Source organism: Streptomyces sp. NPDC052043, assembly GCF_044548235.1.
Lineage (GTDB): Bacteria > Actinomycetota > Actinomycetes > Streptomycetales > Streptomycetaceae > Streptomyces.
Genome location: NZ_JBIUBT010000003.1, coordinates 655184 through 679993 on the forward strand (window position 1 = coordinate 655184; position 24810 = coordinate 679993).

23 protein-coding genes and 1 riboswitch are annotated in these 24810 nt (G+C 73.6%); of the genes, 12 read left to right on the top strand and 11 right to left on the bottom strand.

Translation table 11 applies throughout. The features are described 5' to 3' along the window. Positions 1–6: 6 nt before the first annotated feature. From ACIHCX_RS10980 to ACIHCX_RS10990, 3 genes are read right to left on the bottom strand one after another with little or no spacing between them, the layout of a single operon-like run. On the bottom strand, positions 7–861 hold the full coding sequence (locus tag ACIHCX_RS10980; RefSeq protein ID WP_400028600.1) for an FAD binding domain-containing protein: 855 nt from the start codon (positions 859–861) through the stop codon (positions 7–9). After that, entirely contained in the window at positions 858–3260 is a 2403-nt protein-coding gene (locus ACIHCX_RS10985) for a xanthine dehydrogenase family protein molybdopterin-binding subunit (protein ID WP_400028601.1), read from the bottom strand. The genes ACIHCX_RS10980 and ACIHCX_RS10985 overlap by 4 nt, the downstream gene beginning before the upstream one ends. Next, positions 3257–3760 carry a (2Fe-2S)-binding protein gene (locus tag ACIHCX_RS10990; protein WP_400028602.1) on the bottom strand — a complete coding sequence of 168 codons (504 nt, stop codon included), beginning with the start codon at positions 3758–3760 and terminating at the stop codon, positions 3257–3259. Before ACIHCX_RS10990 ends, ACIHCX_RS10985 begins: the two co-directional genes overlap by 4 nt. Before the next feature lie 263 nt (positions 3761–4023). Between ACIHCX_RS10990 and ACIHCX_RS10995 the strand changes: the two genes are divergently transcribed. Then, complete coding sequence (locus ACIHCX_RS10995) at positions 4024–5994, top strand: GTP-binding protein (RefSeq protein ID WP_400028603.1); 1971 nt, start codon at positions 4024–4026, stop codon at positions 5992–5994. 73 nt (positions 5995–6067) lie between these two features. Here the strand turns inward: ACIHCX_RS10995 and ACIHCX_RS11000 are convergent, their stop codons facing one another. Both ACIHCX_RS11000 and ACIHCX_RS11005 read right to left on the bottom strand, forming a co-directional pair. Next, positions 6068–7297, bottom strand: coding sequence for a glycosyltransferase (locus tag ACIHCX_RS11000; protein ID WP_400028685.1), 1230 nt, complete (start codon positions 7295–7297; stop codon positions 6068–6070). Between the two features lie 139 nt (positions 7298–7436). Then, positions 7437–8285: a bifunctional 5,10-methylenetetrahydrofolate dehydrogenase/5,10-methenyltetrahydrofolate cyclohydrolase gene (locus tag ACIHCX_RS11005; RefSeq protein WP_400028604.1), complete on the bottom strand. Its 849-nt coding sequence runs from the start codon at positions 8283–8285 to the stop codon at positions 7437–7439. Positions 8286–8307: 22 nt separating this feature from the next. Next, a riboswitch (ZMP/ZTP riboswitch) is annotated at positions 8308–8393 on the bottom strand. A gap of 429 nt (positions 8394–8822) precedes the next feature. Between ACIHCX_RS11005 and ACIHCX_RS11010 the strand changes: the two genes are divergently transcribed. The 6 genes from ACIHCX_RS11010 (at position 8823) to ACIHCX_RS11035 (ending at position 13718) form a co-directional block, all read left to right on the top strand. Next, entirely contained in the window at positions 8823–9908 is a 1086-nt protein-coding gene (locus ACIHCX_RS11010) for an S-(hydroxymethyl)mycothiol dehydrogenase (RefSeq protein WP_400028605.1), read from the top strand. Continuing rightward, entirely contained in the window at positions 9908–10537 is a 630-nt protein-coding gene (locus ACIHCX_RS11015; protein WP_400028606.1) for an MBL fold metallo-hydrolase, read from the top strand. The genes ACIHCX_RS11010 and ACIHCX_RS11015 overlap by 1 nt, the downstream gene beginning before the upstream one ends. A 181-nt stretch (positions 10538–10718) precedes the next feature. Next, positions 10719–11633: an SDR family oxidoreductase gene (locus ACIHCX_RS11020; protein ID WP_400028607.1), complete on the top strand. Its 915-nt coding sequence runs from the start codon at positions 10719–10721 to the stop codon at positions 11631–11633. Positions 11634–11787: 154 nt separating this feature from the next. Continuing rightward, complete coding sequence (locus ACIHCX_RS11025) at positions 11788–12594, top strand: SDR family NAD(P)-dependent oxidoreductase (RefSeq protein ID WP_400028608.1); 807 nt, start codon at positions 11788–11790, stop codon at positions 12592–12594. A 136-nt stretch (positions 12595–12730) separates the two neighbouring features. After that, positions 12731–13426 (top strand): L,D-transpeptidase family protein, encoded by a 696-nt coding sequence (locus tag ACIHCX_RS11030; RefSeq protein WP_400028609.1) that lies wholly within the window; start codon positions 12731–12733, stop codon positions 13424–13426. Between the two features lie 106 nt (positions 13427–13532). After that, positions 13533–13718, top strand: a complete 186-nt coding sequence (locus ACIHCX_RS11035) for a hypothetical protein (RefSeq protein ID WP_400028610.1) — start codon at positions 13533–13535, stop codon at positions 13716–13718. Positions 13719–13752: 34 nt separating this feature from the next. On the opposite strand, the gene ACIHCX_RS11040 is transcribed toward ACIHCX_RS11035, so the two are convergent. Further along, positions 13753–15135 carry a S1 family peptidase gene (locus ACIHCX_RS11040; protein WP_400028611.1) on the bottom strand — a complete coding sequence of 461 codons (1383 nt, stop codon included), beginning with the start codon at positions 15133–15135 and terminating at the stop codon, positions 13753–13755. A 242-nt stretch (positions 15136–15377) separates the two neighbouring features. On the opposite strand from ACIHCX_RS11040, the gene ACIHCX_RS11045 reads away from it, so the two are divergent. Further along, on the top strand, positions 15378–15758 hold the full coding sequence (locus tag ACIHCX_RS11045) for a PPOX class F420-dependent oxidoreductase (protein WP_400028612.1): 381 nt from the start codon (positions 15378–15380) through the stop codon (positions 15756–15758). Positions 15759–15880: 122 nt separating this feature from the next. Then, positions 15881–17143 (top strand): glycosyltransferase 87 family protein, encoded by a 1263-nt coding sequence (locus ACIHCX_RS11050; RefSeq protein ID WP_400028613.1) that lies wholly within the window; start codon positions 15881–15883, stop codon positions 17141–17143. 49 nt (positions 17144–17192) lie between these two features. Here the strand turns inward: ACIHCX_RS11050 and ACIHCX_RS11055 are convergent, their stop codons facing one another. Continuing rightward, positions 17193–17606: a Zn-ribbon domain-containing OB-fold protein gene (locus ACIHCX_RS11055; protein ID WP_400028614.1), complete on the bottom strand. Its 414-nt coding sequence runs from the start codon at positions 17604–17606 to the stop codon at positions 17193–17195. Between the two features lie 141 nt (positions 17607–17747). Further along, entirely contained in the window at positions 17748–18512 is a 765-nt protein-coding gene (locus ACIHCX_RS11060) for a TetR family transcriptional regulator (protein ID WP_400028615.1), read from the bottom strand. 181 nt (positions 18513–18693) lie between these two features. Between ACIHCX_RS11060 and ACIHCX_RS11065 the strand changes: the two genes are divergently transcribed. Further along, entirely contained in the window at positions 18694–19527 is an 834-nt protein-coding gene (locus ACIHCX_RS11065; RefSeq protein WP_400028616.1) for a hypothetical protein, read from the top strand. Positions 19528–19580: 53 nt separating this feature from the next. On the opposite strand, the gene ACIHCX_RS11070 is transcribed toward ACIHCX_RS11065, so the two are convergent. Further along, the gene (locus tag ACIHCX_RS11070; protein ID WP_400028617.1) at positions 19581–20240 is read right to left on the bottom strand and encodes a nucleoside/nucleotide kinase family protein; all 660 of its coding nucleotides are present in this window, start codon (positions 20238–20240) and stop codon (positions 19581–19583) included. A gap of 142 nt (positions 20241–20382) precedes the next feature. Here ACIHCX_RS11070 and ACIHCX_RS11075 point away from each other — a divergent pair, with 142 nt between their 5' ends. Then, positions 20383–21135: an HAD family hydrolase gene (locus ACIHCX_RS11075; RefSeq protein WP_400028618.1), complete on the top strand. Its 753-nt coding sequence runs from the start codon at positions 20383–20385 to the stop codon at positions 21133–21135. Beyond that, positions 21132–23474: a glycoside hydrolase family 65 protein gene (locus ACIHCX_RS11080; protein WP_400028619.1), complete on the top strand. Its 2343-nt coding sequence runs from the start codon at positions 21132–21134 to the stop codon at positions 23472–23474. Before ACIHCX_RS11075 ends, ACIHCX_RS11080 begins: the two co-directional genes overlap by 4 nt. Positions 23475–23521: 47 nt before the next feature. On the opposite strand, the gene ACIHCX_RS11085 is transcribed toward ACIHCX_RS11080, so the two are convergent. After that, complete coding sequence (locus ACIHCX_RS11085) at positions 23522–24415, bottom strand: M56 family metallopeptidase (RefSeq protein ID WP_400028620.1); 894 nt, start codon at positions 24413–24415, stop codon at positions 23522–23524. After that, positions 24412–24795: a BlaI/MecI/CopY family transcriptional regulator gene (locus ACIHCX_RS11090; RefSeq protein ID WP_400028621.1), complete on the bottom strand. Its 384-nt coding sequence runs from the start codon at positions 24793–24795 to the stop codon at positions 24412–24414. Before ACIHCX_RS11090 ends, ACIHCX_RS11085 begins: the two co-directional genes overlap by 4 nt. Positions 24796–24810: the final 15 nt, after the last annotated feature.

Sequence of the window (24810 nt, forward strand, 5' to 3'; positions counted from 1 at the left end):
CGGCGCTCACCCCATTCCGGCGGCGGCCAGGACCGCCCGCTTGGTCAGCACCCGCGCCAGATGCGCCCGGTACTCGGGCGAGGCCGACGCGTCCCGCGAGGGCCGGGTGCCCTCGGCCGCCGACCCGGCGGCCCGCGCCACCGCGTCGGCGTCCCCGGCGCCGGCCAGCGCCTCCTCCGCCACCGCGGCCCGCAGCGGGGTCGCGCCCATGTTGGTCAGGCCGATCCGCGCCTCGGCGATGTGCCCGGCCTCGCGCCGCACCAGGGCGGCCACGCCGACGATCGCCCAGGCCTGGGCCACCCGGTGGAACTTCTCGTAGTGGAAGCCCCAGCCCTCCCGCTTGGGCACCCGTACCTCCACCAGGAGTTCGTCGGGGGCCAGCGCGGTCTGCAGATAGTCGGCGAAGAACTCGCGCGCCGGGATCGCGCGCCGCCCGCCCGGCCCCTCGGCGACCAGTTCGGCGTCCAGCGCCAGCGCCACTGCGGGCAGGTCCCCGGCCGGGTCGGCGTGCGCGAGCGAGCCGCCGAGGGTGCCCCGGTGCCGTACGGCGGGATCGGCCACCGTCCCGGTGGCCTGGGCGAGCAGGCCCGCGTGCCGCCGCACCAGCGAGTCGCGGACGACGTCGTGATGCGTGGTCAGCGCGCCGATGACGAGCGTGTCGCCGTCCTCGCGGACCCCGCGCAGCCCGGGGATCCGCCCGATGTCGACGACGAGTTCGGGGAAGGCCAGGCGCAGCCGCAGCAGCGGCAGCAGGCTCTGCCCGCCGGCCAGCACCTTGGCGTCCTCGCCCGCGTCGGCGAGGGTGCGTACGGCCTCGTCGAGGCTGGTCGGGCGGGCGTAGTCGAATGCGGCGGGAATCATGCCGAGGCCTCCTTCCCCGGCGAAGCGGACGACCGAGCCGACCGCGCGGACCGCACGGCCTCCCAGACCCGCTCGGGGGTGCACGGCATCCGCACGTCGTGCACGCCCAGCGGGCGCAGCGCGTCCACGACCGCGTTGACGACGGCGGGCGTCGAGGCGATGGTGCCCGCCTCGCCGACGCCCTTGACGCCGAGCGGGTTGGAGACCGCGGGCGTCTCGGTCCGGTCGGTCACGAACTCGGGCAGGTCCGCCGCCGACGGCACCAGGTAGTCGGCCATCGTGCCGGAGACCAGGTTGCCCTCCGCGTCGTACACGGCCTCCTCGTACAGCGCCTGCGCGATGCCCTGGGCCAGTCCGCCGTGCACCTGCCCCTCGACGATCGCCGGGTTGACCACCCGGCCCACGTCGTCCACGCACACGTAGGAGCGGATACGGGTCTGCCCGGTCTCGGTGTCGACCTCGACCGCGCACAGATGGGTGCCGTGCGGGTAGGAGAAGTTCTCCGGGTCGAGCAGGTACTCGGAGTTGAGGGTGGGTTCCATGCCGTCGGGCACGTCGTGCGAGGTGAACGTCGCGAAGGCGACCTCCTGGATGGTCCTGCGCGCCTCGGGCGAGCCCTTCACCGAGAACACGCCGCCCTTGAACTCCAGGTCGTCCTCGCCGGCCTCCAGCAGGTGCGCCGCGACCCTCCGCGCCTTGTCCACCACCTTCTCGGCGGCCCTGTGCACCGCCGAACCGCCCACGACCAGCGAGCGCGAGCCGTAGGTGTCCATGCCCTGCGGCGCCGCCAGGGTGTCGCCGTGCAGCACCTCGACGTCCTCGAACGGCACACCCAGCACGTCCGCGGCGATCTGGCTCCAGCAGGTCACGTGCCCTTGCCCGTGCGGGCTGGTGCCGGTGACCACCTCGACCTTGCCGGTGGGCAGCATGCGGATGCCCGCCGCCTCCCAGCCGCCGGCCGAGTACCTGAGGTCCCGCAGCACCCGGCTCGGCGCCAGCCCGCACATCTCCGTGTACGTCGACACGCCGATGCCCAGGCGCACGCTGTCCCCGCGCTCGTTGCGCCCGCGCTGCTCGGCGCGCAGGTCGTCGTACCCGAACAGGGCGAGCGCCTTCTCGGTCGCCGCCTCGTAGTTGCCGCTGTCGTAGGTCAGGCCGGCGATCGAGGTGTACGGGAACTCCTCGTGCCGGATCCAGTTGCGGCGCCGCACCTCGACCGGGTCCAGACCGACCTCGGCGGCGAGTTCGTCCATGGCCCGTTCGATGGCGTACGTGGCCTCCGGGCGCCCGGCGCCGCGGTAGGCGTCGGTCGGCGTGCGGGTGGTGAACACCCCGGTGCAGTGGAACTCGTAGGCGTCCATCTTGTAGATCCCCGGGTACATGAACGCGCCCAGGATCGGGATGCCGGGCGTCACCAGCATCAGGTAGGCGCCCATGTCGGCGAGCAGGTCCACCTTGAGTCCGAGCAGCCGGCCCTCGCGGGTCGCGGCGATCTCGACGTCCTGGATCATGCCGCGGCCGTGGTGGGTGGCCAGATAGCCCTCGGAGCGGGACTCGGTCCACTTCACCGGCCGTCCCAGCCTGCGCGCGACCTCGACCGCGACGGCCTCCTCGCCGTACACCTGGAGCTTGGAGCCGAAGCCGCCGCCCACGTCGGGCGCGACCACCCGCAGTTTGTGCTCGGGCACGCCGGTGACCACCGAGAGCATGACCCGCAGGATGTGCGGGATCTGCGTCGCCGAGTACACCGTGAACTCCCCGGAGGCGGCCAGCGGGGTGACGACGACCGCACGCGGCTCCATGGCGTTGGGGATGAGGCGCTGCTGCCGGTAGCGGCGTTTGACGACGACGTCGGCGCGCTGCCTGACGGCCTCGAAGTCCTCGCCGGTCCTGAACGGCCACACATAGGCGCGGTTGGTGCCCTTCTCGGCGTGGACCAGCGGGGCGTCCTCGGCGAGCGCCTCCTCCAGGTCCAGGACCGGCGGAAGGGGCTCGTAGTCGACCTCGACCGCCTCGAGCGCGTCGGCTGCCGCGTACCGGTCGCGGGCCACCACGACCGCCACCGGGTCACCGGCGTGGCGCACCTCGTCGACCGCGACCGGCGGATGGTCCGGCAGCACCATGTCCTCGGTGACCGGCCAGGCGCAGGGCAGCGAACCCAGTCCCGCGGCGAGGTCGCGGCCGCTGAAGGCGGCGACGACCCCGGGCCGCTCGAGGGCGGGGGAGACGTCGATCCGTTCGATGCGGGCGTGGGCCATGGGGCTGCGCAGGACGGCCAGGTGCAGCAGTCCGGTGACGCTGATGTTGTCGGTCCAGTGGGTCTGACCGGTGATCAGCCGGGCGTCCTCCTTGCGGAGCCGGGCCCTGCCGACCTCGCGTTCGACGGCCTGGTCGGTCATGCCGTCACCTCCTGGGCGGAGGTCCGCTCACCGGAGGCCGCCTTCCCCTCGGCGACGGCGAGCACCGCGCGGACGATGTTCTGGTAACCGGTGCACCGGCACAGGTTGCCCTCCAGCGCCTTGCGCACCTCGTCGGGACCGGGGCGGGGGTTCTCCCGGAGCAGATCGCGCGCGGCCATGATCATCCCGGGGGTGCAGTAGCCGCACTGGAGCGCGTGCCGCTCGTGGAACGCGCGCTGGAGGTCCGTCCACTCGCCGTCCTTCGCCAGCCCCTGGACCGTGGTCACCACGCCGCCGTCCGCCTGGACCGCCAGCACCGTGCAGCTCTTGACGCTCGCGCCGTCCAGCTCGACCGTGCAGGTTCCGCAGTTCGAGGTGTCGCAGCCGATCGGGGTACCGGTCAGTCCGAGGCGGTCGCGCAGATAGTGGACCAGCAGAAGACGCGGTTCCACCTCGTCCTCGTACACCGTGCCGTCCACCGTGACCGAGATGTGGGCCATGTTCCCTCCAGGGAACCGCATGGGCAGGGTTGGGGGATGGGCGAAATGTCGCCGACCGAGTGGTGTACGTCACTCTATGACCGCGTCCGGGTGGCGGCGAGTGCTGCGGCAGGCTTTGTTGACCGTTAATCCATTGCCCTGACGCTCCCGGCTCTGCTGCACTGCACGTCACCACGTCGTCACCGAGCGAGGAGCACCCATGCGCACAGCGTCCATGTCCACCCCGGAAGGAATCCCCGCCATCAAGAAGGACATGACGCCCTGTGCACTTGCTCAACCTCGGCATTCTCGCGCACGTCGACGCAGGTAAGACCAGCCTCACCGAACGGCTGCTGCACTCCGCGGGGGTGATCGACGAGATCGGCAGCGTCGACGCCGGCAGCACGCGGACCGACACCCTCGCGCTGGAGCGGCAGCGCGGCATCACCATCAAGTCCGCCGTCGTCTCCTTCCCGGTCGACGACGTGACCGTCAACCTCATCGACACCCCCGGCCACCCCGACTTCATCGCCGAGGTGGAGCGGGTGCTGGGCGTGCTCGACGGCGCGGTGCTCGTGGTCTCCGCCGTCGAGGGCGTCCAGGCGCAGACCCGCGTCCTGATGCGCACCCTGCGACGGCTGCGCATCCCGACCCTGCTCTTCGTCAACAAGGTCGACCGGCGGGGCGCCCGGCAGGAGGAACTGCTGCGCGCCGTCGCCCGGCGGCTGACACCGGCCGTCGTGCCCATGGGGCGGGTGACGGGGATCGGCGCCCGCGAGGCCCGCTTCGTCCCCGGCCTCGGCCCGTCCGCGCCGGACGTCCTCGCCGAGCACGACGACGACCTGCTGGCCGCGTACGTCGACGGCAGGCTCTCCCGCGACCATCTGCGCGCCGCCCTCGCCGCCCAGACCCGGCAGGCCCTCGTGCACCCGGTGTACTTCGGCTCCGCGATCACCGGTGCTGGAGTGGACGCGCTGGTTGCAGGCGTCAAGGAACTGCTGCCCGCCGCGGGCGGCGACCCCGACGGACCCGTCTCGGCCACCGTGTTCAAGGTCGAGCGGGGCCTCGCCGGAGAGAAGGTGGCGTACGCGCGGATGTTCTCCGGCACGCTCCGGGTGCGGGACCGGGTGCCGTACGGGGACGCCCGCACGGAGGGCAGGGTCACCGCGATCGGCGTGTTCGACCACGGCACGGACGTCCGCGCCGACGCCGTGTCCGCGGGGCGCATCGCCAGACTGTGGGGCCTGGCGGACGTCCGGATCGGCGACGCCGTCGGCGAACCCGGCGCGGCCCGCGAGCGCTTCTTCGCGCCGCCGACCCTGGAGACCGTCGTCGTACCGGGCCCCGGCGTGAGCGGCGGGGCCCTGCACCTCGCGCTCACCCGGCTGGCCGAACAGGACCCGCTGATCGGGCTGCGCCACGACGAGCTGCGGCAGGAGACCTCCGTGTCCCTCTACGGGGAGGTGCAGAAGGAGGTCCTCCAGGCCACGCTCGACGACGAGTTCGGCCTGTGCGTCTCCTTCCGGGAGACGACGCCGCTGTGCGTCGAGCGGCCGGTGGGCACGGGCGCGGCCGCGGAGTTCGTCAAGAAGGGCGGCAACCCCTTCCTGGCCACCGTCGGACTGCGTGTCGACCCCGCGCCGGCCGGCTCCGGGGTCGACTTCCGCCTGGAGGTCGAGCTGGGCGCGATGCCGTACGCCTTCTTCAAGGCGGTGGAGGACACCGTGCGCGAGACCCTCGGGCAGGGACTGCACGGCTGGCAGGTCACCGACTGCACGGTCACCCTCACCCACTGCGGCTACTGCCCCCGGCAGAGCCACGCCCACCAGGGCTTCGACAAGAGCATGTCGAGCACCGGGGCCGACTTCCGGGGCCTGACCCCGCTGGTGCTGATCGAGGCGCTGCGCCGCGCGGGCACGCTGGTCCACGAGCCGGTGCACCGCTTCCGCGTCGAGGCCCCGGCGGACACGCTCGGCGCCCTGCTGCCGGTGCTGTCCGCACTGCGGGCCGTGCCGCGGACGACGGTCACCCGTGGATCCGTGTGCCTCCTGGAGGGCGGCGTCCCGGCCGCCCGGGTCCACGCGCTGGAGCAGCGGCTGCCGGGGCTGACCCGCGGCGAGGGCGACCTGGAGAGCGCCTTCGACCACTACGCCCCGGTCACGGGCGACACGGTCCCCGAACGCCCCCGCACCGACCACAACCCACTGGACCGCAAGGAGTACCTGCTCAACCTGACCTGCCGGGTGGGCCGCTGACCCGGCCGCCGCGGGCCGGCGGAGCCGCCGCCGGCCCGCGGGTGTCCGGTCGGCGGCGGCCCGGAGGCGGTGCTCAGCGGGCGAGTTGTTCGACCGCGCCCAGTACCGGCGCCAGGCCGTTCTCCGCGCGGATGCGGGTGCCGAGGGCTCGCGCCCGTTCGCGGTGCCCGTAGTCTCGGGTGGCCCGGATCAGGGCCGCGGCGAGGCGGTCCGCGGTGAGGCCGCGCAGCGGGACCGCGCAGGGTGCCACGCCGAGACCGACGAGGCGATCGGCCCAGAAGCCCTCGTCGAACTGCACGGGCACGGGCACCGCGGGGACACCGGCCCGCAGCCCGGCCGCGGTCGTGCCCGCCCCGGCGTGATGCACCACGCCCGCCAGCCGCGGGAACAGCGCCGCGTGCGGTACCTCGCCGATGGTCAGCATGTCCTCGCCGGACGCCTCAAGACCGGCCCAGCCCCGCTGGACCACACCGCGCAGCCCGGCTCGGCGCAGCGCGCGCACGATGGTGTCGCTGAACCGCCCGGGGTCGGGCACGGTGGCACTGCCCAGCCCCACGTAGACCGGTGGGGGCCCCGAGTCGAGGAAGTCCCACAGGCCGTCGGGGAGCTGTGTGTAACGGTCGTACGGCCACCAGTACCCGCACACCTGGAGCGCACCGCGCCAGTCGCGGGGCCTGGGCACCACGAGCGGGCTGAAGCCGTGGTACACCGGCCGGTACGGTCCCCGGCGGCCGAGCCACCCGGTGCCCGCGCGGGCGGGCGGCAGCCCCAGCCGGGCTCGCACGGCGGGTACGGCCGCCGAGAAGATCCGTTCCACGGCCAGGTTCACGCCGTGCCCGGCGAGGCGGTTCGCGGCCGCCCCCCAGTGTCCGCCGCCCAGCAGCGGAGGGGCGAACTCCCTTGTGGGGGAGAGGGGTTGGAGATGGGCGCCCAGGCTGGGCAGGTTCAGCCCCTCGGCGATGGCGTGCCCGACCGGCCCGAGCGAGCCGGCGAGCACCAGTACGTCGCTCTTCTCGGCCGCCGTGATCAGGTCGTCCGTCATCCGGCCGATGGCCGCCCGCACCAGCCCCACGGCGCGGAGCACCTTGCCCGCGCCGGTCGCGCTGCGGTGCAGCCCCCGGCCGCGCGAGGACTCCAGCTCGGCCCGCGGGTCCACCGGCAGTGGGTGGAAGCCGAGGCCCGAGCCCGCGACCAGCGGTTCGAAGCATGCGTGCGTGACCAGGGTGACCTCGTGACCGGCGAGAGCCAGGCCGTGTCCCAGTCCGGTGAAGGGGGCCACGTCGCCCCGGGATCCCGCCGTCATGATCGTTACGCGCACGACGGTCAGTATGGCCGCGCGGCCGCCCCCCGCCCGTGAACGACCCGACGGGTGTCGGCGCCGTCACCCTCTGCTCGGGTCCCGCCGCGGGCCGGGGGCGAGGGCACCAGCCGGCACGCGCCGGTCACACGCCGAGCTGCCGGGCGGCGGCCGTCACGGTCTGCTCCAGCAGCGTGGCGATCGTCATCGGGCCCACACCACCGGGCACCGGGGTGATCAGCGAGGCCCGCCGCACGGCGGAGTCGAAGTCGACGTCGCCGACGTTGCCCGGGTTGTAGCCCGCGTCGATCACCACGGCACCCGGCTTGACGTCCTCGCCGCGGATGAGCCGGGGCCGGCCCACGGCGGCGACCACGATGTCCGCCTCGCGCACGGCGGCCGCCAGGTCGGAGGTCCGCGAGTGGCAGTACGTCACCGTCGCGTCCCGCGCGAGCAGCAGCATCCCCACCGGCTTGCCGAGGATCGCGCTGCGGCCCACCACCACGGCGCGGCGCCCGCCGAGCTCGACGTCGTACGCGTCGAGCAGCCGCAGGATGCCGCCGGGGGTGCAGGACACGAACCCCGGCAGACCGAAGCTCATCGCCGCGAACGAGGCGCAGGTGACTCCGTCGACGTCCTTCTCGGGCGCGATCGCCTCGAACGCGGCCCGCTCGTCGATGTGCTCGCCGACGGGATGCTGGAGCAGGATGCCGTGCACGGCGGGATCCCCGGACAGCGAGCGCAGCGTGCCGACCAGCTCCTCGGTGGTGGTCGCGGCCGGAAGCACCACGCGGCGGGAGTCGATGCCGGCCTTGCGGCAGCGGTTCTGCTTCATCCGCACATAGGTGACGGAGGCGGGGTCCTCACCGACCAGCACGGTCGCCAGACAGGGCGCCGTACCGGTGCGCTCGGTGAGGGCGGCGGCCTTCTGCGCGGTCTGCTCGACGACACGGCGGGCGAGCGCGGTGCCGTCCATCGGACGGGCCTGGGACATGGTCCACTCCTGGGCGTTCGAGGGAAATCGCCCAGGCGCGCGGCTCACGACTCTGCGTGGGCCGCTCCCCGGTGGTGCTCCACCTCAGCGCCAGTCACGGCCCCGCCTCACCCTAACCGACCCGGCCCGCCGCGGTCGCGTGCCGTGCGCGCCGCACGACGAACTGCTGCATCCGGTGCGGCGTGTCGCGGGGTGCGAACGCGGTCCGGGCGTTGCGCCCGACGGGTGAGCGCGGCCCGCGGACCGTGCCCGGGCCGGCCCGGACGGCGTTGCCGAGGGCATGACCCGCACTCGACGCCCGGCCGCCGCCCTCGGACGCGCCGTCTCGGTCACGGGCCCGACCGCGCTGCCCGCGGGCGCCTCGTCCGCCGGCGGGTTCCAGCCCCTCCGGCCCACCGCCGGGGCGGCCGGGCGCCCACGCCCCGCCACCCCGCCCGTCCACCCATCCGCGCAGATCAGGGGCCCCTCGGTCCCCTTGCCGATCAGTCGGACGTAGGGTCGGGGGACGTACACCGCTCGATGGAAGGGACCACCACCATGGCGCAGGAAGTGCGCGGCGTGATCGCACCCGGAAAGAACGAACCGGTGCGGGTCGAGACGATCGTCGTGCCGGACCCCGGGCCGGGAGAGGCCGTCGTACGGATCCAGGCCTGCGGCGTCTGCCACACCGACCTGCACTACAAGCAGGGCGGAATCAACGACGAGTTCCCGTTCCTGCTCGGCCACGAGGCCGCGGGCGTCGTGGAGTCGGTCGGCGACGACGTCACCGACGTCGCGCCCGGCGACTTCGTGATCCTCAACTGGCGAGCCGTGTGCGGCAAGTGCCGCGCCTGCCTGCGCGGGCGGCCCTGGTACTGCTTCGACACCCACAACGCCCGTCAGCGGATGACCCTGACCGACGGCACCGAACTCTCCCCGGCGCTCGGGATCGGCGCCTTCGCCGAGAAGACCCTGGTGGCGGCCGGTCAGTGCACCAAGGTCGACCCGTCGGTCTCCCCGGCGGTGGCCGGGCTGCTGGGCTGCGGCGTGATGGCCGGCATCGGCGCGGCCATCAACACCGGCAACGTCGGCCGCGGCGACTCCGTCGCCGTCATCGGCTGCGGCGGCGTCGGCGACGCGGCGATCGCCGGGGCGTACCTGGCGGGCGCGGCGAAGGTCATCGCCGTCGACATCGACGACCGCAAGCTGGAGACCGCCCGCACCATGGGCGCCACGCACACGGTCAACTCCAAGGAGAACGACGCCGTCGAGGCCATCCGCGAGCTGACCGGCGGCTTCGGCGCCGACGTCGTCATCGACGCGGTCGGCCGCCCCGAGACGTACCAGCAGGCCTTCTACGCCCGCGACCTGGCCGGCACGGTCGTCCTGGTCGGCGTGCCGACCCCGGAGATGAAGCTGGAACTGCCGCTGCTGGACGTCTTCGGACGCGGCGGCGCGCTGAAGTCGAGCTGGTACGGCGACTGCCTGCCCTCCCGGGACTTCCCGATGCTCATCGACCTGCATCTGCAAGGGCGCCTGCCGCTGGACAAGTTCGTCACCGAGACCATCCAACTGGACGAGGTGGAGAAGGCGTTCGAGCGGATGCACCACGGCGACGTGCTGCGCTCGGTGGTGGTGCTCTGATGGCCGCCCGCATCGAACGCCTCGTCACCTCCGGGCAGTTCACGCTCGACGGCGGAACCTGGGACGTCGACAACAACGTGTGGATCGTCGGCGACGACCATGAGGCCGTCGTCATCGACGCCGCCCACGACGCCGAGGCCATCGCCGCGGCGGTCGGCGACCGCCGGCTGACCGCCATCGTGTGCACCCACGCCCACAACGACCACATCGACGCGGCCCCGGCGCTCGCCGACCTCACCGGCGCGACGATCTGGCTGCACGCCGACGACCTGCCGCTGTGGAAGATGGCCCACCCGAACCGGGATCCCGACGAGCACCTGGTCGACGGCCAGGTCATCGAGGCGGCCGGCGCCGACCTGAAGGTCCTGCACACGCCCGGCCACGCCCCGGGCGCGGTCTGCCTGTACGACCCCGGACTCGGCGTGGTCTTCACCGGCGACACGCTCTTCCAGGGCGGCCCCGGCGCCACCGGCCGTTCCTACTCCCACTTCCCGACGATCATCGACTCGATCCGCGACCGCCTGCTGACGCTGCCGCCCGAGACGAAGGTCCTCACCGGGCACGGCGACTCGACCACCATCGGCGCCGAGGCCCCGCACCTTCACGAGTGGATCGCCCGCGGGCACTGACGGAGCACGACCGGACCGGGAGCCGACGACCCCGGAGGGCGGGCCGCACGAGACCGAGAGGCACTCGTGCGGCCCGTTCCGTCTCTCCGCCTCCCACGCCTGAGAAAGGCGACAGAAGGTGTCCGGTTTCCCCGGCATTCTCGATGGCGGCAACGACACAGGACGCATCGGGAGGTCGGACATGCCGGGCCCACTGGAAGGCAAGGTCGCGCTGGTCGCGGGGGCGACGCGGGGAGCGGGCCGGGGAATCGCGGTGGAACTCGGCGCCGCCGGTGCCACCGTCTACGTCTCCGGACGCACCACCCGCGCCCGCCGCTCGGAGTACGACCGCCCCGAGACCATCGAGGACACCGCCGACCTGGTCACCGAGGCGGGCGGCCACGGCATCGCCGTACCGGCCGACCACCTGGAGCCGGACCAGGTCCGCGCCCTCGTGGACCGCATCGCGCGCGAGCAGGACCGTCTCGACGTCCTCGTCAACGACATCTGGGGCGCCGAGCACCTCTTCGCGTGGGACACCCCGGTGTGGGAGCACGACCTCGACGACGGACTGCGGCTGCTCCGGCTCGCGGTGCAGACGCACGCGATCACCAGCCACCACGCCCTGCCGCTGCTGCTGCGCCACCCCGGCGGCCTGGTGGTGGAGATGACCGACGGCACCGCCGAGTACAACCGGGACACCTACCGCGTCAACTTCTTCTACGACCTCGCCAAGGCGTCCGTCCTGCGGATGGCCTTCGCGCTCGGCCACGAACTCGGCCCGCGCGGCGCCACCGCGGTGGCCCTCACTCCCGGCTGGATGCGCTCGGAGCTGATGCTCGACCACTTCGGGGTCCGCGAGGACAACTGGCGCGAAGCCCTCGACCGGGTCCCGCACTTCGCCATCTCCGAGACCCCGCGCTTCGTGGGCCGCGCCGTCGCCGCCCTGGCCGCGGACCCGAAGGCGGCCCGCTGGAACGGCCGCTCCCTCTCCAGCGGCGGCCTCGCCCGGGTCTACGGCTTCACCGACCTGGACGGCAGCCGCCCCGATGCCTGGCGCTACCTCGTCGAGGTCCAGGACGCGGGCCGGCCGGCCGACCCGACCGGCTACCGCTGACCGCTCCCCGCCGGGCCGCGGCTCCTCCCGGTCCGCGGGCCACCGTGCCGAGGGGCGCGGGGAGTCGCGAGGGAACCGGGCGGGAGCCGCGGGAGGGCGAGGTCGTACCGCACGCTGCTGCCCAAGAGGCCCTTCATGGCAGTAGGTTCGGCGCATGACGGACAGCGGGCGCTTCCATGGACACGGGGTTCTCATCACCGGCGCGGGCCGGGGCATCGGCGCGGCCACCGCGCGCAGGCTGGCCGAGGAGGGGGCCGGGGTCCTGGTCACCGACGTGGACGGGGACGTGGCGGAGCAGACGGCGACGGCGCTGCGCGAGCGCGGACTCACCGCGCAGGCACACGCGTTGGACGTCGCGGACCGGGACGCGGTCCCGGCGGCCGTGGAGCTGGCCGTCCGGACCTTCGGGTCCCTCGACGTCCTGGTCAACTGCGCGGCGCACTGCACGCCCGACACCCCGCTGTTCGAGGACGACCCGGAAGCGGTGTGGGCCCGCGACCTCGACGTCACCCTGACCGGCACCTACCGCTGCTGCCGCGCCGCCCTGCCCCACCTGGCGGCGGGCGGCAGAGGAGCGATCGTCAGCATCGGCTCGGTCAACGGCCTCCAGGACTTCGGCAACCACGGCTACAGCGCGGCCAAGGCCGGGCTGGCCTCGCTCACCCGCACCCTCGCCGGACACGCCGCCGCCCGCGGGGTCCGCGTCAACCTGGTGGTGCCGGGCACGGTCCGCACCTCGGCCTGGGAGGGACGGGAGGCCGAACTCGACCGGGTACGCAGCCTGTACCCGCTGGGCCGGATCGGCGAACCGGAGGACATCGCCGCCGCGGTGGCCTTCCTCGCCTCCCGCGACGCGGCCTGGATCACCGGCACCACGCTGACCGTGGACGGCGGACTCACCGCCGTCAACACGGCCTTCCGCGCGGCCGTTCAGGCGGAGCGGGAAGAGGCCGACACCTGAGCGGACCCGCCTGGGGCCCCGACGGCCGGGCGAGTGTCACCGTTTCGTCTCGGCATGCGACGGTTCACAACCGATGCGCCCCCTCCGTGGTCTAGGTGTCGAAAGCACCGGAACGCACCGAGGGGGAAAGGTCGCGATGAGGGACATAGGCAGGCGGGGAGCGGTCGTACTGGGCGTCACGGGACTGGTGGCGCCGCTCACACTCGCGCTCGGTACCGCGCCGGCGCAGGCGGCGAGTTGCACGACGCAGACGGGGCCGAACCAGAAGCAGGTGGAGAAGTTCCTGGGGCGGCCGGTGGACGGACGGCAGTCGGCCGCCGACTGCAAGGCCATACGCGCCTTCCAGAACAAGCACGGCATCACCCCGAACATCGGCTACGCGGGTCCCGTCACCTGGGGCGTGATGAACCTCATGAACAAGCAGAAGGCCGTGGGCAAGAAGCCCAACAAGAGCGGCAAGTGCCCGGTCAACAAGGGCCGTATCGCCTGCGTCGACCTCACCCTCCAGCTCAGCTGGATCCAGGACGGCGGCCGGCTCGTCTACGGGCCGGTACCGGTGCGCACCGGACGCAAGGGGTACGCGACCCGCACCGGCCTGAAGAAGATCTACTGGCGGCACATCGACCACTACTCCACGCTCTACAACGTGCCGATGCCCTACAGCCAGTTCTTCGACGGCGGCGAGGCCTTCCACTCCGTCACCCTGAGCATGTGGAACCCGCCGGGCTCGCACGGCTGCGTGAACATGACGAAGAAGGACGCCAAGAAGTACTGGTCGCTGCTGAAGAAGGGCAACGCCGTATACGTCTACGGCCGCAAGCCCGGGACCTGAGCGGCCCCGTCCTTCAGGGCGGGCGGCGCGTCACGTGATGAGCGACACGGTCCGATATGCCGGTATCGGTCATACTTATTCACGGCGCCTTCACGTCGGGCGGCATATGCTGCACGGCATGTCCACCAGTGTTGAACCCGTCTCCGAGCGATCGGCCGCGGAGGTCAACGAGGAGATCCGGGCGCTGTGGCGCAGGTCGGGAGGGATCCTGACCACCGAGCAGCGCGAGGAGTACCAGCGCCTGGTGATGGAGTGGGCCGCGGCGGCCCCGCCTTCCGCCAAGGCGGCCTGACGCGGCTCCGACCTCCGACCTCCGCCGCCCTCGATCAGCTCCACGTCGCCGAGTAGTACCTCCGGTAGGCCTTGCGGTCCCGTTCCGAACGGATCCAGCGGGTGGCGACCAGGGCGATCAGGCTGCCGCCCATGACCAGGAGGCCGGGGCCGACGTTGCGCGGGTCGGAGAGCCGGGAGAGCAGCGTGCTCCCGTCGGCGGTGCCGGTCATCGGCGCCTGGGAGCCGGGGGTTGCCCCGCCGGGCGCGAGGGCGCCGTGGGGCGCGGGGCCGGACGGCTTCGCGCTCTGCCCCGTGCCCTGCCGCGCGTCGGACACGATCAGCCGCACCTCCAGCGCGGAGAGCGCCTCGGTGACCGGCTGGAAGAACGTCGTACCGCCCGTCGTGCAGTCGCCGCTGCCGCCCGAGGTCACCCCCAGCGCGATGCCCTCGGAGAACAGCGGACCGCCGCTGTCGCCCGGCTCGGCGCACACCGTGGTCCGGATGAGGCCCGTGACGGTGCCCTCGGGATAGTTCACCGTCGCGTCCAGACCGGTCACCTCGCCGTCGCGCAGCCCGCTCGTGCTGCCGCTGCGGAACACCCGCTGTCCCACGGCCGGATCGCCCGCCCCCGTGATCCGTACGCCGTTGCCGCCCCCGATCGCCACCACGTCGGCGCCCCGGCCCGCGCTGCCGGAGTCGTACCGCACCAGTGAGAAGTCGCCGCCGGGGAAGGAACCGGCGACCGTCCTGCCGAGCCGCCGGTCGCCCTGGCCGTCGGCGAACCAGACGGAACCGGTGGGCCCGCAGTGGCCGGCGGTGAGGATGAAGTCGCCGCGCCCGTCGGTCGCGTTGAACCCCGCCGAGCAGCGCCCGCCGACCGACCGGATGGGCTGCGCCCCGTTGAGACGGGTGGTGAAGGCGCCCTCGGCGCGCTCCATGCGCACGAAACCGCCGATCCTGCCGGCGACCTCGGCCATCCGGTCCCAGTCGGCGGCGGACACCGTGCTGTCGGCCTCGACCGTGACCCGGTTGGCGCGGTAGTCCACCGTCCAGGCCGTGCCGGGCACCCGGGGCGCCGCGCGCAGCGCCGCGGTGGCCGTCCTCAGCTCGTTCATGCTGTGCCGCACGACCTTCGCCCCGGCGCCCGCCCGCCGCACTTCCACCGCCGCCCGCTCGTCGGTCACGGCGACCACGGGGCGCCCGTCGGAGTCGATCCAGCTGCCCGCCGTGCGCGAGGTGCCGAGTCGGGCCACCAGGTCGGCGCCGGACGTGCCGGACGTGCCGGACGGCCGCGCGGAGCCGCGTGCGGCGGCGGGGGCGTCGGGAGGCTCGCTCGCCATCGCCGCCTGCGTGACCATCGCTCCTCCCAGGAGGAGTCCCACGACGGCCGTCAGCCGTGTCACCCGCCGGACGACCCGTCGTCGTGCGTGCCTCATGCATGGCTCCCGAACCCGAACACGCGGTCTCAACACCGCGGGGCCCTACGGTCGTTGAGCGCCCTTCCCCCATACGTGGCACGGCACGGCCCTGTTCAGCGCCCGGACGGTCTTCTCGACCGCCCGGCGGTCCTGGTCCGCTTCGGCGTGGGACCGGGAGCTCCCTCAGCGCGACGGCGCGACCCGCGTCGTGCGGCGCCGCGACGTGTGAGCGCAGGCGCCTGCCGCTTAGACTGCGGTGCGTGGACGACACTCTGGCGGATCGGCTCGGGGCGGGGAAGTACCTGCTCGTCACCAGCTACCGGAGGAACGGCACCCCGGTCGCCACCCCGGTCTGGGTGGTGCGCGACGGCGACGCGCTCGGGGTGTGGACGGCCGCCGACTCCTGGAAGGTCAAGCGGATCCGCAACCGCGCCGAAGTCCTCGTCGGCGCCTGCGACCTGCGCGGGCACCCGACCGGGGAACAGGTGGCGGCGCGGGCGGAGATCTGCGACCCGGCCACCACCGCCCGATACCGGGGCCTGATCGCCCGCAAGTACGGCCTGATCGGGCGCCTCACCCTGCTGGGCAGCAGGCTGCGCCGCGGCCTCGGAGGAACCGTCGGAATCCGCGTGACTCTCTGACCGCGTGGCAGCCGCCTGACGCGGTACCCGCTCGGCTAGGGTCTTTCGCCTGGATCAGCCCGGTCTGATCCAGGCGAGAGGCCCTGGGGTCCGGGGCGTTGCGAGACGACGGGGCTGGTGCGGTGGAAGGGATCGGGGCCAGGATCCGGGGGATCGGACAGTGGCTCACCGGCCATGCCGGCTGGTGCCTGGCCGTCTCCCTGGCGGTGCACGTCGTCGCCGTCGTCACCCATCCGACGCAACCGCTGGACCTGCGCGTCTACCGCGAGGCCGCTCCGCACGTCCTGTCCGGAGGCCTGTACGACTACGCGCTGCACACCACCCCACCCATCCCGCGGCTGCCGTTCACCTACCCGCCCTTCGCCGCCCTGGTGTTCCTGCCGCTTTCGCGGCTTCCCTGGCCGGCGCTGGTCGCGCTCTGGCAGACGCTGTCCGTGGCCGCCCTGGTCGTCGTCGCCCTCTGCGCGGTACGGCTGCTGGGCCCGCGTGCCGGCGGCCGGGCGGCCCGCCGGCGCGCCCTGCTCTGGGCCGCCGCCGGGCTGTGGCTGGAACCCGTGCGCCACACCCTCGACCAGGGCCAGGTCAACCTGCTGCTGGGCGCGGTGGTCCTGTGGGGCTTGGCCGTGCCGCGCGCGGCGCCGGGCAGGGGGGCGGGGGTGGGCCTGGCGGCGGCGGTGAAGCTGACCCCGGCCGTCGGCGGACTGTACCTGCTGGCGACCCGCCAGTGGCGGGCCGCCGCGTGGGCGGTCGCGACCGCGGCCCTGGCGACGGCGCTCGCCTGGGGCGTCGCCCCGCGCGAGTCCGCCCGCTACTGGTCCGCGCTCGTCACGGACACCCGCAGGATCGGCCCGGTCTGGTCGGTGCGCAACCAGTCGCTGCGCGGGGCCGTCGCCAGACTGCTCGGCCAGGACGCCACCGCCACCGTGGTCCTCTGGTCCGTGCTCGCGGTGCTGACCGTGGCACTGGCCTGTGCCCTGCGCTCCGCGGTACGGCGGCACGACCCGCTCGGCGTCCTGGTCGCCGTGGAGCTGTACGGGCTGCTGGTGAGCCCCGTCTCGTGGAGCCACCACTGGATCTGGTGCCTGCCCGCCATGATCTGGCTGGCCCACGGCCCCCTGCGCCACCGCCTGCTCGGCCGCGTCGCGCTCGCGCTGTGGGCCGTGGCCGCCGTCGTCCGAGTGGTGCCCTTCCTGATCGGTGCCGAGGACCGCCTGGCGCGTCCCGCCCCCTACCCGCAGCTGCTTGCCTGGCCCGGCTGCGTCTACGCCCTGTGCGCCGTGCTGACGCTCGCCGCCGTGGCACTCGGCCCCGGGGGGCGTGACCGGCCGGTCCGCGCCCCCGACAGTGCGCCGGAGCGGGATCGCTCGGAGACCGTGGCCGGTTGACGGCCGGTCGGCTCCAGGCGCCCTACGGTCGGCTCCAAGCGTCGTACCGTCAGTTCCAGGCGCCGTACGCCTCGTCGAACAGGTGGAAGACCGGCTCGCCGCGCACCGGGTCCTTCGCCATGGACAGCCGGACCCGGTCACCGCCGTGGATGCCGATGGGCGGCCCCATGACCCGGCCCCGTACGACGAAGCCCTCGCGCATCTCGACCAGCGACACATTGCGCGCGGCGGGGGAGTTGCGGTTCACCACCGTGGAGTGGCGGACCGTGCCCGTCCCCGTGCTGCGCTCGGTGCGCAGGTCGCTGCCCCGGCAGACCGGGCACAGCAGCCGGTGGTACACGGCCGTCCCGCACCAGGTGCAGCGCTGGAAGTACAGGGCCTGCGTGTCACGGGCCGCGGGCTCGAGAAGACCGGTCGCGGAGCCGGCCACCGGAGGAACGGTGTTTCCTGAGCGGTAGTGCACGCTGGTCAACTCCCTGGGCTCGGCCGGAATCCCGGGTGCGCGCGCACCCGGGCACGCACGTGCGCGTCGTGCCGCCGTGCACGGCCCCAGCGTATGGCACTGGGTGTCACTCGTAAAGGCACTGCGTACCCTCAACTGCCCTCAGCCCCGGGGCGGTAGGCCCTCCGTGAACGCCGTCTCGACCTCCCGCACCACCTGCCACAGAGGCGCGCCGCGCCGCGCGACCACGACGACCACGTCGTCCGGAGCCGCCCCGGGCCGCCGCTGGGCGCGGGCGACGGCGGGCGGGGCGCAGAAGGCGGCCTGCACATGGTTCAGCGCGTGGTCCACCGCCGCGGCCGGGTCGCCCCGTCCGTCCGAACGCAGCCACGAGCGCAGGGCGTTGTTGTGCGCCGCCACCACCGCCGCCGCGATCACGTCCGCCCGCAGCGTGCCGTCGCGCCGGCCCGCGAAACGGGCCCGCAGATACCCGGCGAGGGCGCGCTCGTAGCGCCACACCACCGACAACTCGTGGGCCCGCAGCCCCGGTACCCGCTTGGCGATCCGGTAGCGCTGGACGGAGAACGCCGGGTCCTCGGCGTACATCCGCAGGACGAGCCGGGCCGCGTCACAGACCCGCCGCACGGGCTCGTCCTTCTCGTCGCCGGCGGCGAGGAAGGCCGTCATGTCGGCGAGGTACCGCTCGTGGTCGGGGAAGACCACGTCCTCCTTGGAGGGGAAGTAGCGGAAGAACGAACGCCGTCCGACCCCGGCGAGCGTCACGATGTCGTCGACGGTGGTCTGTTCGTAGCCGCGCTCCAGGAACAGCCGGAACGCCGCCGCCACGAGGGCCTCCCGCATGGGCGGCCGCCCGGCAGCCGTCCGCGGCTTCTCGCCGCGGCGGGGCGCGGCACTGCTGGAGCTCATGGCCGGGAACGTAGCACCCGGACGGGCCCCGGTGGCACTCGGTGCAGCCGGTGGGGGAACCGAGTGCAACGGGAGCCACCGGACGGTCCGCGCAGTAACCTTTCCCTCACCTTCTCGACCGTTCCCCGCCTTTCCCCGCTCCCCGTCCGTCCCACCGGACACCACGTCCCAGGAGACGCCCATGGCGCCCGTACGCTCCCGTCTGCTCTACGTCACCGACCTGGCGTACCCGGCGCGCGGGCGCCGCTACGGCGACGAGGACATCCGGCTCACCTCCCGCCTGCGCGAGGACTTCGACCTGGCCCTGTGCCACCCCCGGGACGCCGCCGCGCTGATGGACGCCTTCGACGCCGTCGTCGTCCGCAACAGCGGGCCCGTCCTGGAGTACCGGGAGGCCTACGACGACTTCCGGGCCCGGGCCCTGGCCCGGGGGACACCGGTCTACAACCCGCTCACCGGCCGGGCGGACATGGCCGGCAAGCAGTACCTCCTCGACCTGAGCGCCGCGGGACGTCCGGTCATCCCCACCGTCGACCGCCTCGAGGACCTGTGCCGTCTGCCCGCGAGCGACCGCTACGTGGTCAAGCCCAAGCTGGGCGCCGACTCCATAGGCCTGCGCACCGTCCCCGCCGGGGAACTGCCCGGCCTGGCCGACGGCAGCGTCCTCGTCCAGCCGCACATCGACTTCGCCTACGAGGTCTCGTTCTACTTCGTCGACCACGACATCCAGTACGCCCTGTACGCCCCGGACCCGGAACGGCGCTGGGAGCTGCGCCCCTACGAACCCTCCCGCGAGGACCTGGAGTTCGCCCGGAGCTTCGTCGAGTGGAACACCCTCGCCCACGGCGTCCAGCGGGTCGACGCCTGCCGTGCCCCGAGCGGCGAACTGCTGCTGGTCGAACTGGAGGACCTCAACCCTTACCTGTCCCTGGACGCCGTCGACGACACGCGCCGGGACGCCTTCGTCGCCGCGCTGAAGTCCTCCCTGCGCCGCTTTCTCGCCGCCACCGGGTGAGCCGGCCGCCGGCTCCGCCCTGCGGACCTCCCACCGCGCCCCGGCCGGCGCGGTCAGGCCGCGTGCGGGGCGGGCGGCAGGGCCGACCTCGGCACGATCAGGTCCGCGCGACCCCGGGTCGCCGCGACCAGGTCCGCGTTGCGCTGGTCGGTGCCCAGGACCCAGGCCACCGCCTCCCGGTGCGACTTGCCGAACTCCTCGTGGCGGGCGACCAGGCGGCGTACCCGCTCCGGCTCGTCGAGTTCGCAGAACCACACCTCGTCGAGGCGGGGCCGCACCCGCGCCCAGGGGCCGGTGTCCAGCAGCAGGTAGTTGCCCTCCGTCACCACCAGCCGGGCCGACGGCGCAACCGGGACGGCGCCCGCGAGGGGCTGCTCCAGGACGCGGTCGAACCCGGGCGCGTACACCGTCTCGTCCGTCTCCTCGCGCAGCCGGCGCAGCAGCGCCGCGTACCCCGCCGCGTCGAACGTGTCCGGCGCGCCCTTGCGGCCTTGGCGGCCGAGCCGGTCGAGTTCGGCGTCGGCGAGGTGGAAGCCGTCCATCGGGACGTGCGCCGCCCATGGCTCCCCGTCCCCGTTCAGCGCCCGCACCAGGTGCGCGGCCAGGGTCGACTTGCCCGCGCCGGGGCTGCCCGCGACACCGAGGACCGCCCGGTGTCCGGCACGGGGCAGGGCCCGGGCACGGGCGAGGAGGTCGTCGAAGGCCGTCAGCACACGGCACAGTGTGTCACCCGGTCGGTGAGGACGGACCACCGAGCCGCCGGGAGGGACCGGACGGCGGCGGCGAGCGGATGGCATCGGACGTATGTGGCACCCGACACCTTGTCAAAGCCGCGATGCGGGGAAAGGTGCCTGTATGACACAGCTCGGTCTGCCCGAAGACATCACCGTCTGCCTCTTCGACCTCGACGGGGTGGTCACCAAGACGGCCGTGGTGCACGCGGCCGCGTGGAAGGAGACGTTCGACGCCTTCCTGCGTGAGCGGGAGGGGGACGGGTTCCGGCCCTTCGACCAGGCCGCCGACTACGACGAGTACGTCGACGGCCGCCCCCGCGCCGACGGGGTGCGCACCTTCCTCGCCTCCCGCGGCATCGAACTGCCCGAGGGAAGCCCCGACGATCCGCCGGGCGCGCGGACGGTCAACGGCGTCGGCAACCGCAAGAACGAACTCCTCCTGGAGAAGATCCGTACCGAAGGCGTGGAGGCGTACGAGGGCACCCTGCGCTACATCGGCGCCGTCCGGGCCGAGGGCCTGCGGACCGCGATCGTCTCCTCCAGCGCCAACACCCGGGACGTCCTGCACTCCATCGATGCCGAACACCTCTTCGACGTCCGCATCGACGGGGTGGTCGCCCGCGAACGCGCGCTGCCCGGCAAGCCCCACCCCGACACCTTCCTGGCCGCCGCCCGCGACCTGGGGGTCGACGCCGGGCGGGCCGCCGTCTTCGAGGACGCGCTGGCCGGCATGGAGGCGGGCCGCTCCGGCCGCTTCGGATACGTCGTCGGCGTCGACCGCGTGGGCCAGCGCGACGCACTGTACGCGCACGGCGCCGACGTGGTCGTCAAGGACCTCGCCGAACTTCTCGGCGTGGGAGGAGGAGCCGCGTGATCACCCACCGTTCGTACGCCGTCGAGCCGTGGTCCGTGCGTGAGACGGAACTCAGCCTCGACGTCCTCGCCCAGAGCGAGTCCGTCTTCGCGCTGTCCAACGGGCACGTCGGCTGGCGCGGCAACCTCGACGAGGGCGAACCGCACGGACTGCCCGGCTCCTACCTCAACGGCGTGTACGAGGTGCACCCGCTGCCGTACGCGGAGGCCGGCTACGGCTACCCCGAGTCGGGTCAGACGCTCATCAACATCACCAACGGCAAGGTGCTGCGGCTGCTCGTCGACGACGAGCCGTTCGACCTGCGCTACGGCCGGCTGGTCTCCCACGAGCGCACCGTCGACCTGCGCCGCGGGGTGATGGAGCGGACCTGCGAGTGGATCTCCCCTGCCGGTACGAGGATCCGGGTGCGCTCCACCCGGCTGGTCTCCCTCACCCAGCGGTCGATCGCCGCGGTCGCCTACGAGGTGGAGCCCGTCGACTCCCAGGCCCGCGTGGTCATCCAGTCGGAGCTGGTGGCCAACGAGCAGATGCCCCAGTCCGACGGCGACCCCCGGGCGGCGATGGCCCTGGAGTCCCCGCTGGAGCCGGAGGACGACTTCGCCTCCGGCAAACGGCTGCGGCTGGTCCACTGCACCCGGCACAGCGGCCTGCGGGTGGCCGTGGCCGCCGACCACGTCGTCTCCGGGCCCGAGCACACCAGGACCGACAGCGAGAGCCATCCCCACCTGGCCCGGCTGACGGTCACCTCCGTCCTCGAACCGGGACAGCGGCTGCGGGTGGAGAAGTTCGTCGCGCACGGCTGGTCCGGCACCCGCTCCCTGCCGGCGATGAGCGACCAGGTCGACGCGGCCCTGGCGGCCGCCGCGCACGGCGGCTGGACCGGCCTGCTCGACGAACAGCGGGCGTACCTCGACGACTTCTGGTCCTGTGCCGACGTCGAGGTGGACGGTGACGAGGAGATCCAGCAGGCCGTCCGCTTCGCCCTCTTCCACGTCCTCCAGGCCGGCGCCCGCGCCGAGGAGCGGGCGATCGCGGCCAAGGGGCTGACCGGCTCCGGTTACGACGGGCACGCCTTCTGGGACACCGAGATGTTCGTGCTCCCCGTGCTGACCTACACCGCGCCCGACGCCGTGACCGAGGCGCTGCGCTGGCGGCAGAGCACCCTGCCAGCCGCCCGGGAGCGCGCCGCCCAACTGGGCCTGCGCGGCGCCGCGTTCCCCTGGCGGACCATCGAGGGCCAGGAGGGGTCGGCGTACTGGCCGGCGGGTACCGCCGCCTTCCACGTGAACGCCGCCATCGCGCACGCCGTGGTGCGCTACGTCGCGTCGACGGGCGACGAGGACTTCGAACGCGACACCGGAGTCGAACTGCTCGTGGAGACGGCCCGGCTGTGGCGCTCGCTGGGCCACCACGACCACCATGGCACCTTCCACATCGACGGCGTCACCGGCCCCGACGAGTACAGCGCGATCGCCGACGACAACACGTACACCAACCTGATGGCCCGGGCGAACCTGCTGGCCGCGGCCGACGTCGTCGAACGCCATCCGAAGGCGGCCGAGCGGCTCGGCGCCGACGACGAGGAGAGCGCCACCTGGCGGGACGCGGCCGAGTCGATGAACATCCCGTACAACGCCGAACTGGGCGTGCACGAGCAGCACGCGGGTTTCACCCGCTACCAGCGCTGGGACTTCGCCGGCACCCGGGCCGACCAGTACCCGCTGCTGCTGCACTTCCCCTACTTCGACCTGTACCGCAAGCAGGTGATCAAGCAGGCCGACCTGGTGCTGGCGATGTACACCTGCAGCAGCGAGTTCGACGAGGAGCACATCGCCCGCAACTTCGCCTACTACGAGCCGCTGACCGTTCGGGACTCCTCGCTGTCGGCCTGTGTGCAGGCCGTCATCGCCGCCCAGGCCGGTCATCTGCGCCTGGCCTACGACTACGCGGCCGAGGCCGCCCTCATGGATCTGGAGGACCTGGAGCACAACACCCGCGACGGGCTGCACATCGCCTCCCTGGCCGGTACCTGGCAGGCGCTGGTGGTCGGGTTCGGCGGCACCCGCCGGGCCGGTGAGGAGCTGTGGTTCCTGCCGCGGCTGCCGGAGAGGTTCAGCCGCCTCGCCTTCACCCTGCAGTTCCGCGGCCGCCGGCTGCGCGTGGAGATCACCCAGCAGAGCGCCACGTACTCGCTGATGGACGGGCCGACCATGACGATCCGTCACCACGGCGCCCCGGTCACGCTCCGCCCGGGCACCGCCACGGTCCGCCCGGTTCCGCCGCCGCAGCACCTGCCGGCCCCGGAACAGCCCCCGCACCGCAAGCCCAATGCCCGCTGACCCGGTGGGCACCCCTCGCACGGGCCCTCGTACGGGACGCCGTCGATCTACGGGAGAACGTGCGCCAGCAGGCGCAGCAGGTCGCCCGTGGCGTCGGCGGCGCCCAGGGCGGGCAGCGCGCCGAGGGCGAGGACGGCCGCCGCGACGGAGCGCAGATGCGGCGGCGGGGCGGCCTGGAGGGCCGCGATACGGCGGGTGACGGCGTGGTCGGAGAAGCCCGGCGCGCCCGACGGCTTTGCCCGCCCGGCGGTGAGTGCCGCGCGGGCGAGCGCGCGGGCGGTGGTGGTGCGGTCGCCGACCGCCGCGGCGGCCCGCTCGTCCGCCCAGCGCTCGACGAGGAAGGCCACCTGGTCGCGGACCGGCCCGAGCAGCGGGTTGGCCGCGAAGGCCAGCGTGGCCGCGGTCACCAGCAGCGCGTGCCGGTACGCCAGATGGGCGCGTTCATGGGTGAGCAGCACCCGGCGCTCGACCGGCTCCAGCGCGCCGAGCATCGCCGCGGTGACCAGGATCCGGCCCGGCGAGCCGGGGATGGCGAACGCCCGCGGCACGGGGGAGGCGGCGACGATGAGCTCGGTGCCCCCGGGCTGCCCCTCGCACAGCCGGCGCAGCGCGCGGCGCGTGGCGTACTCGGCGCGGACGGCCCGCCACAGCCGGTGGGCGATCAGGACGAGGGCCGGGCACGCGGCGATCCCGATCGCCTCGGGCACCGGGTCCGGGAGCCGGTGCCCGGCCTCCCGGGCCTCGGCGACGACCGGCGGCGCGTCGTCGAGGAGGGTGGCGGCCAACAGGACGAGGGACCACACGGTGGCGGCGGCCGTCACCACGGCGGCGGCGGTCAGCACGCGCGCGGCCAGGGCGGGGGCCACCCGCCGGCCGACCGCGGGGCTGATCGCGGCGAGCAGCGCGGACAGTGCCAGCGGGATGTAGACGTCCACCGTCACGCGGCTCCTCCGGTGAGCAGCTCGCGCAGGGCCCGCTCCTCCTCCGGGCTCAGCCCGGTCACGAACTGCTGGAGGGCGGCGATCGGATCGGGGCCGCGGTCCAGGGCGTCGTGCATCGCCTGGGCGGTCAGTTCCGCCGCGTTCTTGGCGGGCCGGTAGGCACCCCGGCGGCCGTCCACGTCGCGCAGCACCAGGCCCTTGTCGTACAGGCGCTTGAGGATGGTGTGCACGGTGTTGTAGGCCAGGCCGCCGCCGATCTCCAGCTGGATCTCGGCGGGGCTGAGCGGGCGGTCCGTGGACCACAGGGCCGCGAGGACCTCGCTCTCCAACTCGCCCGAACTGCGCCGTTCCACCCTGCCCTGAGGCCCTCTGCCAGCCATGCCCTCAACCTTACA

Coding starts and splice junctions, on each gene's coding strand:
- ACIHCX_RS10980 (WP_400028600.1), bottom strand. CDS start 861: ATGATTCCCGCCGCATTCGACTACGCCCGCCCGACCAGCCTCGACGAG.
- ACIHCX_RS10985 (WP_400028601.1), bottom strand. CDS start 3,260: ATGACCGACCAGGCCGTCGAACGCGAGGTCGGCAGGGCCCGGCTCCGC.
- ACIHCX_RS10990 (WP_400028602.1), bottom strand. CDS start 3,760: ATGGCCCACATCTCGGTCACGGTGGACGGCACGGTGTACGAGGACGAG.
- ACIHCX_RS11000 (WP_400028685.1), bottom strand. CDS start 7,297: ATGACGGCGGGATCCCGGGGCGACGTGGCCCCCTTCACCGGACTGGGA.
- ACIHCX_RS11005 (WP_400028604.1), bottom strand. CDS start 8,285: ATGTCCCAGGCCCGTCCGATGGACGGCACCGCGCTCGCCCGCCGTGTC.
- ACIHCX_RS11010 (WP_400028605.1), top strand. CDS start 8,823: ATGGCGCAGGAAGTGCGCGGCGTGATCGCACCCGGAAAGAACGAACCG.
- ACIHCX_RS11015 (WP_400028606.1), top strand. CDS start 9,908: ATGGCCGCCCGCATCGAACGCCTCGTCACCTCCGGGCAGTTCACGCTC.
- ACIHCX_RS11020 (WP_400028607.1), top strand. CDS start 10,719: ATGCCGGGCCCACTGGAAGGCAAGGTCGCGCTGGTCGCGGGGGCGACG.
- ACIHCX_RS11025 (WP_400028608.1), top strand. CDS start 11,788: ATGACGGACAGCGGGCGCTTCCATGGACACGGGGTTCTCATCACCGGC.
- ACIHCX_RS11030 (WP_400028609.1), top strand. CDS start 12,731: ATGAGGGACATAGGCAGGCGGGGAGCGGTCGTACTGGGCGTCACGGGA.
- ACIHCX_RS11035 (WP_400028610.1), top strand. CDS start 13,533: ATGCTGCACGGCATGTCCACCAGTGTTGAACCCGTCTCCGAGCGATCG.
- ACIHCX_RS11040 (WP_400028611.1), bottom strand. CDS start 15,135: ATGAGGCACGCACGACGACGGGTCGTCCGGCGGGTGACACGGCTGACG.
- ACIHCX_RS11060 (WP_400028615.1), bottom strand. CDS start 18,512: ATGAGCTCCAGCAGTGCCGCGCCCCGCCGCGGCGAGAAGCCGCGGACG.
- ACIHCX_RS11065 (WP_400028616.1), top strand. CDS start 18,694: ATGGCGCCCGTACGCTCCCGTCTGCTCTACGTCACCGACCTGGCGTAC.
- ACIHCX_RS11075 (WP_400028618.1), top strand. CDS start 20,383: ATGACACAGCTCGGTCTGCCCGAAGACATCACCGTCTGCCTCTTCGAC.
- ACIHCX_RS11090 (WP_400028621.1), bottom strand. CDS start 24,795: ATGGCTGGCAGAGGGCCTCAGGGCAGGGTGGAACGGCGCAGTTCGGGC.